The sequence below is a fragment of the Actinacidiphila oryziradicis genome, from assembly GCF_005047355.1.
GTDB lineage: Bacteria > Actinomycetota > Actinomycetes > Streptomycetales > Streptomycetaceae > Actinacidiphila > Actinacidiphila oryziradicis.
On record NZ_SUMC01000064.1, the window covers coordinates 1 to 16,103 of the forward strand.

General features: G+C 68.6%; 16 protein-coding genes and 2 pseudogenes. 13 read left to right on the forward strand and 5 right to left on the reverse strand.

The window, feature by feature from the left end; translation table 11 throughout:
• Positions 1–348: 348 nt before the first annotated feature.
• Both FCI23_RS38860 and FCI23_RS38865 read right to left on the reverse strand, forming a co-directional pair.
• The gene (locus FCI23_RS38860) at positions 349–795 is read right to left on the reverse strand and encodes a hypothetical protein (RefSeq protein WP_136728876.1); all 447 of its coding nucleotides are present in this window, start codon (positions 793–795) and stop codon (positions 349–351) included.
• A 134-nt stretch (positions 796–929) separates the two neighbouring features.
• The gene (locus FCI23_RS38865) at positions 930–1,409 is read right to left on the reverse strand and encodes a polymorphic toxin type 44 domain-containing protein (RefSeq protein ID WP_169317132.1); all 480 of its coding nucleotides are present in this window, start codon (positions 1,407–1,409) and stop codon (positions 930–932) included.
• Between the two features lie 15 nt (positions 1,410–1,424).
• On the opposite strand from FCI23_RS38865, the pseudogene FCI23_RS60730 reads away from it, so the two are divergent.
• Together FCI23_RS60730 and FCI23_RS62620 are read left to right on the forward strand one after the other, a co-directional pair.
• Positions 1,425–1,844, forward strand: a pseudogene (locus tag FCI23_RS60730) (alpha/beta hydrolase fold domain-containing protein); the annotation flags it as partial.
• Positions 1,845–1,997: 153 nt separating this feature from the next.
• Complete coding sequence (locus FCI23_RS62620; RefSeq protein WP_169317135.1) at positions 1,998–2,447, forward strand: MFS transporter; 450 nt, start codon at positions 1,998–2,000, stop codon at positions 2,445–2,447.
• A 77-nt stretch (positions 2,448–2,524) separates the two neighbouring features.
• Here the strand turns inward: FCI23_RS62620 and FCI23_RS38875 are convergent, their stop codons facing one another.
• Complete coding sequence (locus FCI23_RS38875; protein ID WP_136728879.1) at positions 2,525–3,367, reverse strand: helix-turn-helix transcriptional regulator; 843 nt, start codon at positions 3,365–3,367, stop codon at positions 2,525–2,527.
• A 127-nt stretch (positions 3,368–3,494) separates the two neighbouring features.
• Between FCI23_RS38875 and FCI23_RS38880 the strand changes: the two genes are divergently transcribed.
• The 9 genes from FCI23_RS38880 (at position 3,495) to FCI23_RS38920 (ending at position 11,979) form a co-directional block, all read left to right on the forward strand.
• Positions 3,495–3,788, forward strand: a complete 294-nt coding sequence (locus FCI23_RS38880) for an Atu4866 domain-containing protein (protein ID WP_136728880.1) — start codon at positions 3,495–3,497, stop codon at positions 3,786–3,788.
• Positions 3,785–4,642, forward strand: a complete 858-nt coding sequence (locus FCI23_RS38885; protein ID WP_136728881.1) for an oxidoreductase — start codon at positions 3,785–3,787, stop codon at positions 4,640–4,642. Before FCI23_RS38880 ends, FCI23_RS38885 begins: the two co-directional genes overlap by 4 nt.
• A 237-nt stretch (positions 4,643–4,879) precedes the next feature.
• Positions 4,880–5,602 carry an IS6 family transposase gene (locus FCI23_RS38890; protein ID WP_246144499.1) on the forward strand — a complete coding sequence of 241 codons (723 nt, stop codon included), beginning with the start codon at positions 4,880–4,882 and terminating at the stop codon, positions 5,600–5,602.
• A gap of 248 nt (positions 5,603–5,850) precedes the next feature.
• Positions 5,851–6,972 carry an acyl-CoA dehydrogenase family protein gene (locus FCI23_RS38895; RefSeq protein WP_169317133.1) on the forward strand — a complete coding sequence of 374 codons (1,122 nt, stop codon included), beginning with the start codon at positions 5,851–5,853 and terminating at the stop codon, positions 6,970–6,972.
• Between the two features lie 319 nt (positions 6,973–7,291).
• Positions 7,292–8,968: an acetolactate synthase large subunit gene (locus FCI23_RS38900; protein ID WP_246144495.1), complete on the forward strand. Its 1,677-nt coding sequence runs from the start codon at positions 7,292–7,294 to the stop codon at positions 8,966–8,968.
• A gap of 254 nt (positions 8,969–9,222) precedes the next feature.
• On the forward strand, positions 9,223–9,459 hold the full coding sequence (locus tag FCI23_RS38905; RefSeq protein ID WP_136728884.1) for a TetR family transcriptional regulator C-terminal domain-containing protein: 237 nt from the start codon (positions 9,223–9,225) through the stop codon (positions 9,457–9,459).
• 45 nt (positions 9,460–9,504) lie between these two features.
• Complete coding sequence (locus FCI23_RS38910) at positions 9,505–10,185, forward strand: nitroreductase family protein (RefSeq protein ID WP_136728885.1); 681 nt, start codon at positions 9,505–9,507, stop codon at positions 10,183–10,185.
• A gap of 102 nt (positions 10,186–10,287) precedes the next feature.
• The gene (locus FCI23_RS38915) at positions 10,288–10,731 is read left to right on the forward strand and encodes a transposase (protein WP_136728886.1); all 444 of its coding nucleotides are present in this window, start codon (positions 10,288–10,290) and stop codon (positions 10,729–10,731) included.
• 168 nt (positions 10,732–10,899) lie between these two features.
• On the forward strand, positions 10,900–11,979 hold the full coding sequence (locus tag FCI23_RS38920) for an integrase core domain-containing protein (RefSeq protein WP_136728887.1): 1,080 nt from the start codon (positions 10,900–10,902) through the stop codon (positions 11,977–11,979).
• Between the two features lie 445 nt (positions 11,980–12,424).
• On the opposite strand, the gene FCI23_RS38930 is transcribed toward FCI23_RS38920, so the two are convergent.
• Positions 12,425–12,916 carry a MarR family winged helix-turn-helix transcriptional regulator gene (locus tag FCI23_RS38930; RefSeq protein WP_211265653.1) on the reverse strand — a complete coding sequence of 164 codons (492 nt, stop codon included), beginning with the start codon at positions 12,914–12,916 and terminating at the stop codon, positions 12,425–12,427.
• Positions 12,917–13,013: 97 nt separating this feature from the next.
• On the opposite strand from FCI23_RS38930, the gene FCI23_RS38935 reads away from it, so the two are divergent.
• Positions 13,014–13,916 (forward strand): NADP-dependent oxidoreductase, encoded by a 903-nt coding sequence (locus FCI23_RS38935; RefSeq protein ID WP_136728888.1) that lies wholly within the window; start codon positions 13,014–13,016, stop codon positions 13,914–13,916.
• A 72-nt stretch (positions 13,917–13,988) separates the two neighbouring features.
• Positions 13,989–14,230 (forward strand): annotated as a pseudogene (locus FCI23_RS38940) (hypothetical protein); the annotation flags it as partial.
• Positions 14,231–15,006: 776 nt separating this feature from the next.
• On the opposite strand, the gene FCI23_RS38955 reads toward FCI23_RS38940, so the two are convergent.
• Complete coding sequence (locus FCI23_RS38955) at positions 15,007–15,999, reverse strand: GlxA family transcriptional regulator (RefSeq protein WP_136728889.1); 993 nt, start codon at positions 15,997–15,999, stop codon at positions 15,007–15,009.
• Positions 16,000–16,103 lie beyond the last annotated feature (104 nt).

Genomic DNA, 16,103 nt, shown 5'->3' on the forward strand with positions numbered 1-16,103 from the left:
ACCTGCTCCGGCGGCGCGCAGCCGGTCATGGCCCCGGCGTTCACGCAGCTGGGACTCCTGCCCGGCCACCCACGGCTCGGCCAACTCCGCGATCAGCTTGCCGAGGCGACGGCGCGGGATCCCGGTGTAGATACGATGGCTCAAGGCCGTGCGGGCCCCTCTTGACGTCACAATCATGATCGTCTCGCACGGCCGTTTGCATGCTCAGACCGGGGTCTCAGCTACCGCGCACGACGTCGTTACCGGCCTTCCGGAACGCGAAACCCCTGCTGATCACCGTCCCTCAAACCGAGCCGTACCCTTCTTAATTTGACAAGCCCTGCACCGAGGCAAGCCCTACGGCGGCCGTCAGAACGGCCACCACGGCAGGTGACCGCCCGGGCACCTGCTCGGCAGGTAGTTGCCCGGGTCCATGCCGTTGTTGACGGAGAAATCGATGGCGAACAGCAGAGCGCAGAGCGCAAGGGCGCCCAGCAGACCGACCGCCGTGCGGCTCCAGCGCCCCTGGAGGGAGCAGGCGCGCCCGGCGAGGAGGTGCCCCGCGACGAAGGCGGCGCCGTAGACCAGGACCCGCAGCAGGAGCAGCGGCAACCACACCGCCTGTCCGTCGTTGGGCGCGTAGTAGGCGCCCGGTGCCTCGTTGCTGCAGTACGTCCAGGTGTTCACCAGCGCACCGCTGAGGAGGAGCGAGCAGACGACGCCCGCTAGCAGGCCGCCGAACACCAGCAGGCATCCCACCCTGCTGCCGCTCCTCGGTGAATCGAAGCTGGCCGGGTTCATGGTGGCCCGGTTCATGGTGCACGCCTCTCAGGCAGGTTGTGACGGACGTCCGGATCCGCAGTGATCGTACGGCAGCGGTTCACAGCGAAGGGCCGGGTGACGGCCCACCGGATCACTCGGTGGGCCGTCACCCGGCGGTCAGCATCAGATCAGCCGCTGGACAGGCCGATCGGGCTGTTGGGCAGGTCACCTCCCTGCCAGTCCGACCCGGACGGGGGAGCCGTCAGGCTCGACGGGTAGGACTGGTACTCGGAGTACGCGGCGAGCTGCGACAGGTGTGCGTTGATCTCGTCGTCGATCGCCTGCGGAGTCAGCCGGTCCGGCTTGTAGTGGGCGTACAGGTCGATGCCTATTTGCCGGCCGATCCAGTTCCCCGGGGTGTTCGTCTGGGCGGCCCAGGCGTTGAGTTCCGCACCGTGCTGGAGGTCGCCCGCGCTGAACCCGGCAGCCTGGCCGACGTAGCCGTAGGAGATGTTCGCCCAGATGTTGTAGTAGCTGCACGTTCGGGTTCTCGTTGAACCTCGTGTAGCCGGGGATCTCGCCCTGCTTGCTCGGCATGCCCTGCAGGAGGGTTCATGCCGTCCGCTACCGCGACGCCTCGCACTCGCAGCATGATCACTGTCCCTCAAACCGAGCCGCACCCATACCGGATCGCCCCGGAACACCCCGACCCGGCGCCGATTGAGGACTGTTACGCCGGGCTGGTGTGGGTCGCGAAGAACGCGGCCGACCTGGCCATCGCCCCCGAGCGGCTGATGGTCGTGGGGGGCAGCGCGGGCGGCGGGCTGGCGGCGGGATGCGCACTGCTTGCCCGCGACCGTGATTTCCCCCGGCTCAGTCACCAGATCCTGGTCTGTCCGATGTTCGACGATCGCTTCGAGACGCACAGCAGCCGCATGCTCGACAACGGCGAAGGCATCTGGGACCGGCACAACATCCTCTTCGGCTGGACCGCCCTGCTCGGTGACCGGCGCGGCGGGCCCGATGTCTCCGCCTATGCCGCGCCGGCTCGGGCGGAGGACCTCGCCGGGCTGCCTCGCACCTATATCGACGTCGGCTCCTCTGGGCTTCTGGGCCTTCGGCGAGTTCCGGGACGGCCATCTGCACCACGCCGGCTACCGCTTCACCCGCCGCTGACCAAGCCACCTCACGTCTTCGCCCGGCCGATCGCACACCTTCCGTGCGATCGGCCGCCCCATGCCCTCCCCGGAGTTCTCGTGCCCCATCCCCCTGTCACCTCCCGGCACCCGGCCAAGGCCGCCGTACCGGGCACGCCCTCTGACTGGGCCCCCACCACCGCGACGATCGCGTTGCTGTCCTCGCTCGGTGTCCTGATCGTCGGGCAGATGTACACCGTCCTGGCCCTGCTCCACCACATGGCCCTCTCTTTGAAGACCACACCGGAGCAGGTCACCTGGACCGCCACCGCGTTCGGCTTCGCCTACGCCGCCGGATTCCTCATCGCCGGCCCCCTCACCGACCGGTACGGGCCACGCGCGGTAATGGCCGCCGGACTGGTGGCGGCATGTTCATCGGCGCCAGCCTGGGACCACAACTGGCCGGCACCTCACCGACCAGGGCTTCGGCACCATCCTGCGCGCCGCCGCGGGCTTGTCCTGGGCGCCGTCCTTGCACTGCCGGCCCTGCGCCACCAGCACCCCGAGTAACCGCTGCTCCGTACGCGTGAGCCCATCGCACCGTGGGGTGCGATGGGCTCACGTGCATAAGGCTCTGCCCCGGGGGGTTACTGCTCCGGGGCGGTCTCCTGGTGGTGGGTGGCATGGAGGCTGCCGAGCAGGGAGAGCGCCTGGGCGCTCGGGCTTCCCGGTTCGGCGTGGTAGATCACCAGCTGCTGGCCCGGCGCGCCGCGGACGTCGAAGGTCTGATAGGTGAGATTGAGGTGTCCGATGTCGGGGTGGAGGAGCTCCTTGCCGTCACGGGACTTCCCGTGCACGGTGTGCGAGGACCACAGGGCGGCGAACTCCTCGCTCTCCTCGGTCAGGGTGCCGACGAGGTCGTGCAGGCGCGAATAGTGCGGGTCCAGGCCCGTGGCGTGGCGCAATCCGGCGACGACTGCCTTCGCTGCCCGTTCCCACTGGCTGAAGAAGCTCCGCGCGGCAGGGTCGAGGAAGGTCATGCGGGCCATGTTGTCCATGTTCTCGAACGGTGAGAACAGGGCGTCGGCCAGCGCGTTCGAGGCCAGGAAGTCGTTGGCCGGGTTCAGGACGAACGCCGCGGCGTTCGGGTATCCGTCCAGCAGCTGCCGCAGCGCAATACTCACCGCTTCTTTCGGCTGGGGGCGCTCACCTTCCGGTGCGGTGCCCGCCAGCCGGAACATGTGCTCCCGGGCTGCGTCGTCCATCAGCAGCGCGCTGCTGATGGATTCGAGGATCTGCGCGGAAGGGCTGCGCTCGCGGCCCTGTTCCAGGCGTGCGTAGTAGTCGCTGTTCATGCCGGCGAGGACGGCGACCTCCTCCCGTCGCAGCCCCGCCACCCGGCGGGCGCCGTAGGAGGCGAGCCCAACGTCGTCAGGGCGCAGACGGGCGCGGTGGGCGCGCAGGAAATCTCCGAGATCGTTGCTGGTCACCCCTTCAGGCTAAGCCGCACCCTGCCCCGCGTGCCTGGGTGCGCCGTACCCAGGCACGACTCGTCCTGGCTCCCCTTTCCGGGCGCGCCCAGGCTGGTGGTCACCACCCGGACACGAGAAGGAGCGCATGGTGAGCAACCAGTCGAGCCCGCCGCAGGCAGCCCTCAGGCGAAGAACCGATGATGCGGATGTGGTCGGGATGTGGGTGACCGCGGACGGGCACATCCGCCAGGAACTGCGCGCGGACGGCCGCTACGACGAGGCCCGCGGAAAGCGCCGCAGCGCCTACACCGGCCGCTACACCGTGACCGGTAACCACCTCGACTACGTCGACGACACCGGCTTCACCGCCACTGGAGACATCCGCGACGGTGTGCTCTTCCACGAACACCTCGTCCTGTACAAGGAAGACCAGGCATGACACCGACACACAAGACCTTCTTGATCACCGGCGTCAGCAGCGGCCTCGGCCGCGCCTTCGCCACCGGCGCCCTGGAAGCCGGCCACACCGTCGTCGGCACCGTCCGCAACGACGTTGACGCGACCGCTTTCACCGTCCTGCACCCGCAACGCGCTCACGCACGCATCCTCGATGTCACCGACGACGAAGCCGTCCTCGCCGTGGTGGGCGAGGTGGAGAAAACTGTCGGTCCTATCGACGTGCTGATCGCGAACGCGGGCTACGGCCTGGAGGGGACCTTCGAGGAGACGCCCCTGGCCGACCTACGCGCCCAGTTCGACGTCAACGTCTTCGGCGCCGCAGCCACCGTCCAAGCCGTCCTGCCCTTCATGCGGAGGCGCCGCCGCGGACACATCCTGGCCGTCACCTCCATGGGCGGCCTGGCCAGCTTCCCCGGCGTCTCCGCCTACTGCGGCAGCAAGTACGCCCTCGAAGGCATCCTCGAAGCCGTCGGCAAGGAAATCGCCGCCTTCAACATCCACGTCACCGCCATCGAACCCGGCTCCTTCCGCACCGACTGGGCGGGGCGCTCGATGATCCGCGCACCGCGCACCATCTCCGACTACGACGACCTCTTCGAACCCCTCCGCGCTGCCCGCCAACAGGCCAGCGGACGGCAGCTCGGCGATCCGGCCAGGGCAGCCGCCGCCGTCCTGCATATCCTCGACACACCGAACCCTCCCGCCCATCTCGTCCTAGGCTCCGACGCGCTACGTCTGATCCGCGCCGGACGCGACGCCGTCGACAGTGATCTGGACACCTGGGAAGGCCTCGCCCGCTCCACCGACTTTCCCCAGGACAACGACCCGAGCTAGTGGACGGCCCCGCCCGGAACGGAAACGGGGAACAGGCAGGAGCCGGACCTCGGGCCGCAGAACACCCGGGCCCGACCATGGCCGACCGAACCGCCACTCCAACGGCAACAGCCCCGACGCCGGGCGGCGTCGGGGCTGTCACCTGCACAAGTCCGCCGTGGGGCGGCCGGACGGCGCTGTCACGTTGGCTGACCAGGTGGGATGATCTTCGTGTTGATCATGCTGGGAAGGGGGTAGCTGGTGTCGTCTGTGCCGCCGTCGTACAGGGGTCACCGGTACCCGGTCGAGGTGATCTCCCACTGCGTGTGGCTGTACTTCCGCTTCCCTCTGTCCCACCGCGAGGTCGAGGAGCTGATGCTCCAGCGCGGTGTGACCGTCTCCTACGAGACGGTCCGGCGGTGGTGTCTGAAGTTCGGGCAGGTCTACGCCGACGGGCTGCGCCGTCGCCGGCCGCGGCCCGGTGACAAGTGGCATCTGGACGAGGTGTTCATCAAGGTCAACGGCGAGCGGCACTACCTGTGGCGGGCTGTGGACCAGGACGGCAATGTGCTCGACGTCCTGGTCCAGTCCCGGCGTGACGCGAAGGCCGCCAAGCGGTTCATGGCCAAGCTCATGAAAAAGCAGTGCCGGGTCCCGCGAGTGCTGGTCACCGACAAGCTGAAGAGCTACGGCGCCGCCCACCGGGATCTGATGCGCTCGGTCGAGCACCGCGCGCACAAGGGACTGAACAACCGGGCCGAGAACTCCCACCAGCCCACCCGGCAGCGCAAACGTGCCATGAAGGGCTTCCGCTCGCCCGGCGCAGCCCAGAGGTTCCTGTCCGCGTTCAGCGGCATCTCACCCCACTTCCGGCCCCACCGCCACCTCATGACCGCCCCCGAACACTGCCTGGAGATGACCATCCGCTTCACCATCTGGGACCAGACCACCGGCGCCGCCGGCCAGCCCACCACGGCCTGAACACAGGCCCGGACCGCGGGCCACATGCCCCGACGCACCATCAGACACCCAGACACCCGACAACGTGACAGCGCCCATTGGAGAACTCCCGCCACGGCCCACACGAGGTCACCGCGCCATGAGATGTAGAACGTTCTGTCTTGACAGTGTCGAGCGACAATGCAAAGATACCCTGGACAGAACGTTCGTTTCACACGTTAGGGTCCGATGTGCCTTCCTACCCACAACCTTCCCTGGCCCCCGAGCACTTGCCCGAGCTGCTCCGTCCAGCGATCGAGAAATACCGCGACGAAGCCGAGGATCTCCGCAGGCTTCCGGACGGCCTCCTCGACCACTTGCGTGCCAACGGGGCGTTTCGTCTCAACACACCACGCGAGCTGGGTGGGTTCGAACTGCCGCTGGCCACGACCACGGCCCTGATCGAGCGGCTCGCGCGGATCGACGGCCCGACGGCCTGGATCGTGTGGAACCTCAACGTGGGCTTCACCGCCGCGCTTCTCAGTGAGGCGAGCGTGGAACGGGTATGGGCCGACGGCCCGGACCCGATGGTCGCGCACGGGGCCCAGCCAGGTCACCTGGTGCCGAGCGAAAACGGGTTCCGGCTCTCCGGTGAGTGGAAGCTCGTCAGTGGGGCCGATGCGGCCCAGTGGCTCGGGCTTCTGGCACTCGTCCTGGACGGCGGGCAGCCACGCATGACCGAGGCCGGCCCGGACTGGCGCTTCTGCCTGGTCCCCCGCTCGTCGGTGACGGTGCGAGACACCTGGCATACGACCGGCATGCGGGGCACGAACAGCAACACGGTGATCGCCCAGGACGTACCAGTGACCGCCGACATGACGGTGGCGCCCGACGCGAGGGCTCGCATCGACCGCCAGCTCTACCGCGTGCCGCTGATCAACCAGATCACCTCCGGGGGCGCGGCTGTGGTGCTGGGCATAGCCCGGGCGGCGATCGAGGAGATGGCGGAGCTGTCGCGCACCAAGATGGGGCCGGACGGCATGCCGCTCGCGCAGCAGCCCCGAATCCAGGCTGCCTTCGGCCAGGCCAGCGCGAGGGCCGACGCCGCATCGGCGTTGCTGCTGTCCACGCTCGGCGGGCTGGATGCCGCCGCGGCCGCGGGCCGCCCCGCGACGGAGGCGGAGCGCGGCGCCGTACGGGGCGCGTACTCCCACGCGGGCGAGACCGCGCGCGCCGTGCTCACCTCAATGTACGAGCTCGGCAGCTCGACCGCCCTGTACGAGTCGAGCCGATTGGGCAGGCTGTTCCGCGACGGACACGCCGCAGCCCAGCACGCCATCCTGTCAACGGCCAACTACGAGCTGGCCGGGCGCACCGTCATCGGCATCCCCAGCGGCGACCCCACCCTCTGAGCTTGATCGCTCGGCCGGGATGTGTGCCCTGGCCCGGCGTCTTCTTGCCGAGAGCTTGAACCGGTCGGCTGAGCGGCACTTCGTGCCCGGTGCCGAGAGAGAAGGCGACCATGGCTGAGAGCATTCCGGATCCCCAACAGTGGAACCGGTGGACGAGTAGGTATCCCCACAGCCTGGCCCGGGATCTGGTCAAGGCCGACTACACCCTCAGCTCAGGCCGCCCTTCGTCTTCACTTCACAGCCCGGCGTGGTCACCCAGATTGTCTATGCGATGCTGAAGAGACGCCGCGCCTTGCAATCCTCTGCGCATCAGCGCTAATTGGCGCGGCTGTACGGGAATCTGCCTCCAAACCGGGGGTTCACAATTCGACGAGACAGCGGGAGACGGCCAGCATTCATGAACGGTGCCGAGACACTTTTGCAGACCCTGCTCAACAACGACGTGGACGTATGCTTTGCCAACCCTGGCACGTCAGAAATGCAGTTCGTGGCGGCACTGGACCGTCATCCGGCCATGCGTGGTGTGCTGTGCCTGTTCGAAGGGGTGGCTACTGGGGCTGCTGACGGCTATGCCCGGATGACCGGCAAACCAGCCACGACACTCCTGCATCTGGGACCGGGCCTGGCCAACGGCCTGGCGAATCTGCACAACGCCCGCCGAGCACGTACTCCAGTAGTCAACATCGTCGGTGACCACGCTCACACACACAAAGAGCTGGACTCGCCTCTGGAGTCCGACATCGACGCTGCCGCCCGGATCGTCTCGAGCTGGGTCCGCCGACCCGCCACCCCCGCTGACGTCGGCCCTGACACCGCCGCTGCGGTAGCCGCAGCCTTGTGCGCCGACGTTCCCGGCGATCCAGATCCTTCACGCACCGGCACCTCTGGCGCGGTATCCACACTCATTGTGCCCGCAGACCTGTCCTGGTCACCGGGCACCGCGCCCGCGCTACGTCGCACGCAACGAGCCCTGCAAACTGTCTCTCACCACGACATAGACATCACCGCAGCGCTGGTCACCGGGCCCGAACCCGCAGCACTACTTATCGACGGCACCGGCCTCTCCGAGAGCGGTCTGAAGGCCGCAGCCCGCATCCAGAAGGCCACCGGAACACTCTCCTTCTGCCCGACATGGCCCGCCCGGCTGCGTCGGGGCGCGGGCGTGCCCCATATCCAGCCACTGGGCTACCGAGCCGAAGCCGTCGGCCGCCAGCTGTCAGGTATCAAGCACCTCATCCTGGTCGGGGCACGAGAACCAGTGGCCTCGTTTGCCTACCCAGGGCGCTCAGGAATCCTCACTCCACCAGAAACAACCGTGCACCGCCTAGCCCCGGATTCCGGCTTCGACGTCGCCGACGCCCTGAACAGACTGGCCGACGCCGTCACCCCAGACCTTTTCGCACCGTTGCCTGTACCAGATGCCCCGCCCCGAATAGTGAACGAAGCCTTGCGCACCAAGAACTGGGCACAAGTGATCGGCGCACTGCTCCCTCAGGAAGCCATCGTGGTCGATGAGTCCATCACCGAAGGCATGGAAACGCTGGCCCCAGCCACGGCCAACTCGCCCGCACACGACGTACTCGGTCTGGTCGGTCTGGCGATCGGCCAAGGTCTTCCTGTCGCGGTCGGCGCAGCCATCGCCTGCCCTGAAAGGCCCGTCGTCTGCTTGCAGGCCGACGGCAGCGCCCTCTACACCATCTCCGCGTTGTGGACCCAGGCCCGCGAAGCACTGAACGTGACGACCGTCATACTCAACAACCGCTCCTACGCCATTCTGCGTGCCGAGTTGGACCGCGTTGGCGCGGGCCAGATCGGGCCGGCCGCCACAGCTTTGCTTGACCTGGGCCAACCCGACATCGATTTCACCACAGTGGCTACCGGCCTGGGCGTTCCCGCCACCCGCGCCAGAAGCACAGCCGAGCTCGCCGAGCTGTTCTCCACCGCACTGGCCACACCCGGCCCGCATCTCATTGAAGCGATACTCCAGCCCACCTGACACCGGCCGAAGCACCAAGCCAGAAGCCTCCAAACGATATGAGGGCCGCCGAACCTCCACCGCCCCAGCCCATCACGGATCCCAAACAGACACTGAACTTGACTCTGGTCCGAAAATAACGTCTGAGCATCAGCCCGGTAGGTGGGTTGAGGTGGCCTCGATGGGTTCGAAGCGGACGGTAAGGCCCCGCCGCCGACAGCACCTATCGCGGTTGCGCCTTCGCCCGCGCCACTGCCGAGTCGCACGCGGCGGGCGTGGACACCGCGGCCTCGGACTATCGCAGGTGGCTGCGTGAGACCTTCGCCGGTCTCGCGTCGGAGGCGGGCGCCGCCGACCCGTCGACGTTGGCGATGCGACTGCACGCCTTGTGGGACGGGGCCGCGCAGTCGCTTCAGATGGACCACGACCCCACGGTGGTGCGCGCCGCGCGTGACGTGGCGGCCGCCCTGCTCGACGCGGCGCTGCCGCCCGTCACGCCGAAGGCCCCTTAGCCACCGCGAAACTCTCGTCCCTTGATAACGACCAGGAGTCACCCAGTGAACAGCAGCAGCCCGGCCCATCAGACCCTCGGGCTCAGTGCCGATGAGGTCCTCACCACCACGCGCGCGGTGCGCAAGCGCCTCGATCTGACCCGGCCCGTTCCGCGGGAGCTGATCCAGGAAGCCGTGAAGGTCGCCACCCAGGCACCGACCGGCCGCAACCAGCAGCAGTGGGACTTCATCTTCATCGACGATCCGGAGACGAAGGCGAAGGCGGCCGACATCTGGCGCGCCGGGCTCATGGCCGGCGCTCCCGACGAGCACAGCTCCGCTCCGATGCCGACCCGGATGAGCTTCGCCTCGTCGGAGTGGGGACGGATTCGGGGCAGCCTCGGCCACTTGGTCCAGCATCTGCACGAGGTGCCGGTCCTGATGATTCCGGTGGTGCGGGTCGCGCGCCGCGCGGAGTTCAACTCCACCCGTGGGCAGGCACACAACTGGGGCTCGGTCATTCCCGCGACCTGGAGTTTCATGCTCGCCGCCCGGGAACGCGGCCTGGGAACCGCGTGGACCGTCGCTCACCTCACCTACGAGCGCGAGATGGCCGACCTGCTCGGCATCCCGTTCAACAACACCGTCCAAGTCGCGCTGACCCCCATCGCCTACACGATCGGCACCGACTTCAAGCCCGCCCCGCGGGCCGACGACAGGAATTTCAGCCACTGGAACCACTGGTAGCCGTCCTCGACGCCCCGGCCGGCGGAAATCCCCGTAGGGCAGCGGAAACCGCCAAGGCCAGAGATGGTGTGCCGTCCTCGATAACCTCGGCCTTTCCTTGACATGCTCGAACTCCGCGTCCGAACCGAGCAGCAGACACCCGAGTGGAAGACCCGCTACGCGGTGCGCTCCGGGGTGGAGGGAACCGTCAACGAGTTCGCCCACGGCCACGGCATGCGCCGCTGCCGCTATCGAGGCCAGGACAAGGCTCACGTCCAGCACGTCCTGACCGCCATCGCCGTCAACATCGAGCGCCTCAGCGGACTGCCGCCGACCAGGGAAGCGCCCCCCACCCCGCCAGCCGACCGCCTTCCAGAACTACCTCGATCAGCAAGAGATCCACCGGCCGAAGTCCTGGCGATCCACCAGCAGTTGACCGCAGCGAAGCCAAGATCCCCGACAGCAGCGCCGTCGTACGTCTTCAGGTCGCTTGTCCGCCCTACCGGAGAGACGGCTGCGCCCGGACAGTGGAACCGTTCGTTCCGGACGAGACCGATGACTCTGTGATGCCTCCGAGCTCGCACGACAGCATGGTATTGAGGGCCGTCCACGGGAACCTTGGAGTGTTGCCATGAGCACGCGCTCAGACTCTTCGCACTGCCTTGGCTGCGGGGCTCGTAAAGTCATCGCCGCAGGTCGGGACGGTAGAGCGTTCTCGGCTGGGACCATGTCGGCGTGATCATCTCGATGCTGTACAAGGTGGCCCGCAGGCTGCTGTCCGTCCCCGGGGTGCTGCTGCGCCGCGACACCGATAAGGAAGCCGAGTTGCTCGTCCTCCGCCATGAGAATGCGGTGCTGCGCCGACAGCTCGCCCGCCCGGTCCGTTACGAGCCAGCGGACCGGTTCTGGTTGGCTGCACTCTCCAGCCTGATACCCCATCGCCGCTGGCACGAGGTCTTCGCGGTTACTCCCGGGACCCTGTTGGCCTGGCATCGCAGGTTCATCGCGGCGAAGTGGGACTACAGCGCCCGGCGCGCCCGCACCGGACGGCCGCCGACCAAGGCAGCGCTCAAGAAGCTGATCCTGCAGCTCGCTCGAGAGAACGCACAGTGGGGGCACCGGCGGATCCAAGGCGAGCTGGCCCGACTCGGACACCCCATCGCCGCATCCACGGTATGGAAGATCCTCCACGCGGCGGGCATCGACCCGGCCCCACGCCGCGCCGGCCCGACCTGGCGGGAGTTCCTCACGAACCAGGCCCAGGGCATCATCGCCGTCGACTTCTTGCATATCGACACTGTCCTCGGCAGACGCCTATACGCGCTGGCGTTCCTCGAACACGGCACCCGGCGCCTACACGGCATCACCGCCCACCCCACCCGCGAGTGGGCAGTGCAACAGGCGCGGAACCTGACCGCCGACCTCTGCACGCGCATGGAACCCCTGCGCTTCCTCCTACGTGACCGCGACGGCAAGTACGGCCAGTCCTTCGACGCCGTCTTCGAGGCCGAGGAGATGGAGATCCTCAAGAGTGCACCGCGAGCTCCTCGGATGAACGCCCACTGTGAGCGGGTGATCGGCAGCATCCGGCGCGAGGCCCTCGACCATGTCCTCATCATGAACGAGGCCCACGCCCGGCACGTCCTGGCCGCCTACGAGCGGCACTACAACGAGCACCGCCCCCACCGAGCACGCAACCAACTACCTCCGGGCGCCGACCAGCAGCCCATCACCGTGCACGACCTCGAAGTCCGCAGACTCCTGCGCACCCGCATCCTCGGCGGCGCCATTAACGAGTACCGCTATGCGGCTTGACCTGCAGCGACGACTTTCCGAGCCCCACAGGCGCGTTCGCGGCCCACTGCCCCACAGCCGCGTACGAGCGGGCACCGGACAGGACCGCGCAGCAGGCCGTGAGCAGCACCGGCACCAGCGAATGCCGTCGGCCTCACCGATCTCGCGGGTCAGCCAGCACCGCCAGCCGACTCGCGACCGAGAGCAGGGCGCGCTGCCCGGCGGTGAGCGACTTGACCAGACAGATCGTAACAGACTGGCGCCACATCGAAGCTCCGGATTTACAGGGCGACTTGGGAAAGTCACCCCGAACAACCGGAGCTTCGATGCGTTCGACACGGCCCACAAGCCACGGTCACAGCAGCCCGGCCTGCACACTCACATGATCAGCAGGACTTTGAACCAGCCCTGCACACAAGACGGAAACCAGGTGTGACCGTGTCGGCGGCGCGAGACGTGAGACGTGTCAGCGGGAGGTGCGGGCAGGCAGCAACTGCACGCAGTCCTGGCGCAGTGGAGTCAGCATTGCTTCGGTGAGGTCTTCGAGCTGTTCGGCCTGCTGGGGATCCAGGTGCCCGAAGACATGCCGGCGTACTTCCTCGGCGTATCCCGGCTCGGTGCGGCTCACCACCTGTGCGCCCATCTCGGTCAGACGCGCCAACGTCCGGCGGGCGTCATCAGGGTCGCTGCTGCGGGTGATCCACTGCCGCTTCTCCAGCCTGGCCACGATGCGCGACAGGTGTGAGGGGGTGACGCTGGCCGTGGCGGCCAGCCGGCTCATATGGACCTCGCGGTCCTCACTCACCGACAGCCAGCGCAGGACTTGGTACTCCGCGTGACTGACCCCGGCTGCGCGTTCAAGGTAGGCGTCCAGCTCGGCCGGTAGCCACATCATCACCCCGACCAGCAGGGACCAGGTGCGGTCCTGCTGGGGCGAGAGGTGCTGGGCGTCTGTCACGGCGCCATCCTACCGTTGCTTGCCACGGAAATCATCTGCGCGTACAGTTACTTTCCGCGGCAAGAAATGCCGCGATTGTCGACTCCGGGAGACTCCCATGCAGGCTGCGCGCTATCACCGGTACGGCGACCCCGACGTCCTGGTCGTTGAGGACGCCCCGGAACCCCACGCCGGGGCGGGCTCGGTACGCATCAAGGTCCAGGCCACGAGCGTGAACCCCGTCGACTTCCTGCTGCGCGCCGGCCACGTGCAGGACATCCTCCCCCTCGAGTTGCCCGCGGTGCCTGGTCGTGACGGGGTCGGAGTCGTGGACGAAGTGGGGCCGGGTGTCGAGGGCACGCGCGTGGGCGACCTCGTCTTCGGCCTGGGCGGAGTCAGCGACACCACCGCGCAGTTCGCAGTGCTGAGCGCGTGGAGCGCCGTCCCCTCCGAATGGTCGACCGAGCAGGCCGCCGCGGCCGGACTCGCCTCGGCCACCGCGGCAGCCGTCATCGCCGCCCTCGGTGACCTCGACGGGCGGACCCTGCTGATCGAGGGAGCCTCCGGCGCGGTGGGCAGCGCCGTCGCCGCCTTCGCACTGGCCGCAGGGGCGACGGTGATCGGTACCGCCCGCCAGGCCAACCACGCCCACCTCACCGACCTGGGGGTCCAGGCGACCACATACGGCCCGGGGCTGGACGAACGGGTCGCAGCTCTGGCCCCGGCCGGCATCGACGCGGCCGTTCACGCCGCACCGTCAGCCTCGCTGCCGGACCTCGTGGACATCGTCGGCGACCTCACCCGCGTCGTCACGGTCATCGACACCGAGGGCGCGGCACGGCTGGGGCTGCGCAAGATCGATGCCCGCAACGACTCCACCCTCCTGCAGCAGGCCGCCGACCTCGGCCGTCGGGGGCTGTACACCCCCCGCGTCGAGCACGTCCTGCCGCTGGCCTCCATCGCCGAAGCTCACACGCTCGCCCAGAACCACAGCGGCAAGGTCGTCATCACCCTGCCCTGAGCGCCGCGGCGAACCGTACGGCGCCCGACCATCCGCAACACCGAGGCGGCCTGCCGCGCGCACTTCCCGCTCACCCCGACCGGGTCGACGACCACGCTGGGCGCGGTGCGGCGGCGAGCGCCGCCACCCCCTCCGGTTGCGTCGCCGCTGTGACGCCGCCCTCCGGCACGGGCACGATCACCTCGCTCAACGGCAATGCCAACAGCGGCTCGAACACCTGGAAGGTGAGCGTCGACGGCTCGTCCTTCGCCGCCGCCTCGCGCGGCCAGTCCGTGAGCGTCGGATCCACGATCGCCGTGCGCTGGGGCGCCTGACCCGGGTGCCGCGCCGGGTCCCGTCCCGCTCCTCGGGCGGGGCCCGGCGTCGCCCGCGCGGGTGCCGACGTCCTCGGCGGGTGAACCCGGCGCGACGGTGGCGGCCGGTGCGGGCGGTCCTGGGAACCTTCCGAGCGGCTTCTACAGTCGCCGTATGCGTATCGTCTCCCTGCTTGGCGCCGCGACCGACATCGTGGCCGAACTGGGTCTGTCCGCCCACCTCGTGGGCCGGACCCACGAGTGCGACTGGCCGCCGCGCAAGGTGGCATCCGTGCCCGTGGTGACCGGCGCGGAACTCAACCAGTCCTGGCCACCGGCAAACTCACCCTCGAAGACGTCGCGTAGGTGGTGCAGATGCCACGCGGAGGCTGTGCACGCTCAAGGACCCGAGGCTGCCGCGATCGAGCTGCGCAAGGCCAGGCTCGCCGTCTGCTCGGCCGCCGCCGGGTTCGCCGGCCGGGCTTGCCTGGATCCTGGGGATGTCACCCAGGCCCTATATGGCTGCGCTCAGGCGGTACATCCGGGTACGTTCGGGCTGCGGCCCGCCAGCCGTTCATCGTGGGGACCAGACCGCCCAGCTCCCGCCAGTTCGGCGTCGTCCGCGAAGCCGCGCAGCACGGGCAGCCGTCCGAAGCTCTCGCCGTGGTCGGTCTCCCAGCACCCCAGCAACTGCCCCGGCGCATCGGCCGTGTACGACTCAGCGGGCCGTGCACCTCAGGCACCGCGGAGCAGCGTACATGCATCGCCCATGCGGCATTCCGCTTCGCCCCCGTCGCTCACACCGGGACGGGTTCGGTCCGGGTGGGCTCCGGTGGGCGGTGGGTGCGGCGGTAGGCCAGCGGGGACAGGCCGAGGCGGGCGTAGAAGTGCTTGCGCAGCACGGTGGGATCAGTGAACCCGGTGGCCGTGGCGATGCGTGTGACGGTCAGGTCGCTGGATTCCAGGAGGCGGCGGGCGTGGTCCAGGCGGCTTTGGAGGAGCCATTGCAGGGGGCTGGTGCCGACTTCGGCGCGGAAGCGCCGGGTGAAGGTGCGTTCGCTCATGTGCGCGTGGCGGGCCAGGTCCTGGAGGGTGAGGGGTTCGCCAAGCCGGTCCAGTGCCCACTTCCGGGTGGGTGAGGTGGAGTAGTCGGGGTCCTCGGGCACCGCATGCTCGATGAACTGCGCCTGGCCGCCTTCGCGCCAGGGAGCGGCCACGCAGCGTCGTGCCGCCGCGTTGGCCACGTGCGCGCCGTGGTCGCGGCGGACCAGGTGGAGGAGCAGGTCGATGCCGGCCGCGCCGCCGGCACCGGTCAGGACGCGTCCGTTGTCGACGAACAGCACGTCGGGATCGACCTCGACCTCGGGGAACAGCCGGGCGAAGGCGTCGCACAGGGCCCAGTGGGTGGTGGCGCGCCGTCCGTCGAGCAGGCCGGCGGCGGCGAGCAGGAACGCCGAGGTGCACAGGCTGACCACGCGGGTGCCGGGCCTGATCCGGGCGAAGGCCGCGGCCAGTTGGGCGGGCAGTTCACCGGTGGCCACGAGGTGGGCGTCGGGCTCCTGAGTGGCGATCACCACGGTGTCGGCCTGCTCCAGGAGCGACTCGTCATCGTCGACGACGATCCGGAAACCCTCGTTGGTGCGCACGGGCCGGCCGCCGAGGGAGCAGGTCGTCACCGTGTACAGCCGTTCCCCGGCCGGGTCGAGGGCCTCGTTGAGGACCCGGGCCGTCATGCCGAGGTCCATCGGCATGACCTGGTCCAGGGCTAGTACCGCCACGCGATGCGTCATGGCTGGAATGGTACGACAGTTGACTACCCGGCCGCTCTCCGGCCTCTTCGCTCCGCAACGAGTCTTGATCGCGGCTGAGTTGACGATCCCGGCCGAGGTGACCG

Coding starts and splice junctions, on each gene's coding strand:
- FCI23_RS38860 (WP_136728876.1), bottom strand. CDS start 795: ATGAACCGGGCCACCATGAACCCGGCCAGCTTCGATTCACCGAGGAGC.
- FCI23_RS38880 (WP_136728880.1), top strand. CDS start 3,495: ATGGTGAGCAACCAGTCGAGCCCGCCGCAGGCAGCCCTCAGGCGAAGA.
- FCI23_RS38885 (WP_136728881.1), top strand. CDS start 3,785: ATGACACCGACACACAAGACCTTCTTGATCACCGGCGTCAGCAGCGGC.
- FCI23_RS38915 (WP_136728886.1), top strand. CDS start 10,288: ATGCTCGAACTCCGCGTCCGAACCGAGCAGCAGACACCCGAGTGGAAG.
- FCI23_RS38935 (WP_136728888.1), top strand. CDS start 13,014: ATGCAGGCTGCGCGCTATCACCGGTACGGCGACCCCGACGTCCTGGTC.
- FCI23_RS38955 (WP_136728889.1), bottom strand. CDS start 15,999: ATGACGCATCGCGTGGCGGTACTAGCCCTGGACCAGGTCATGCCGATG.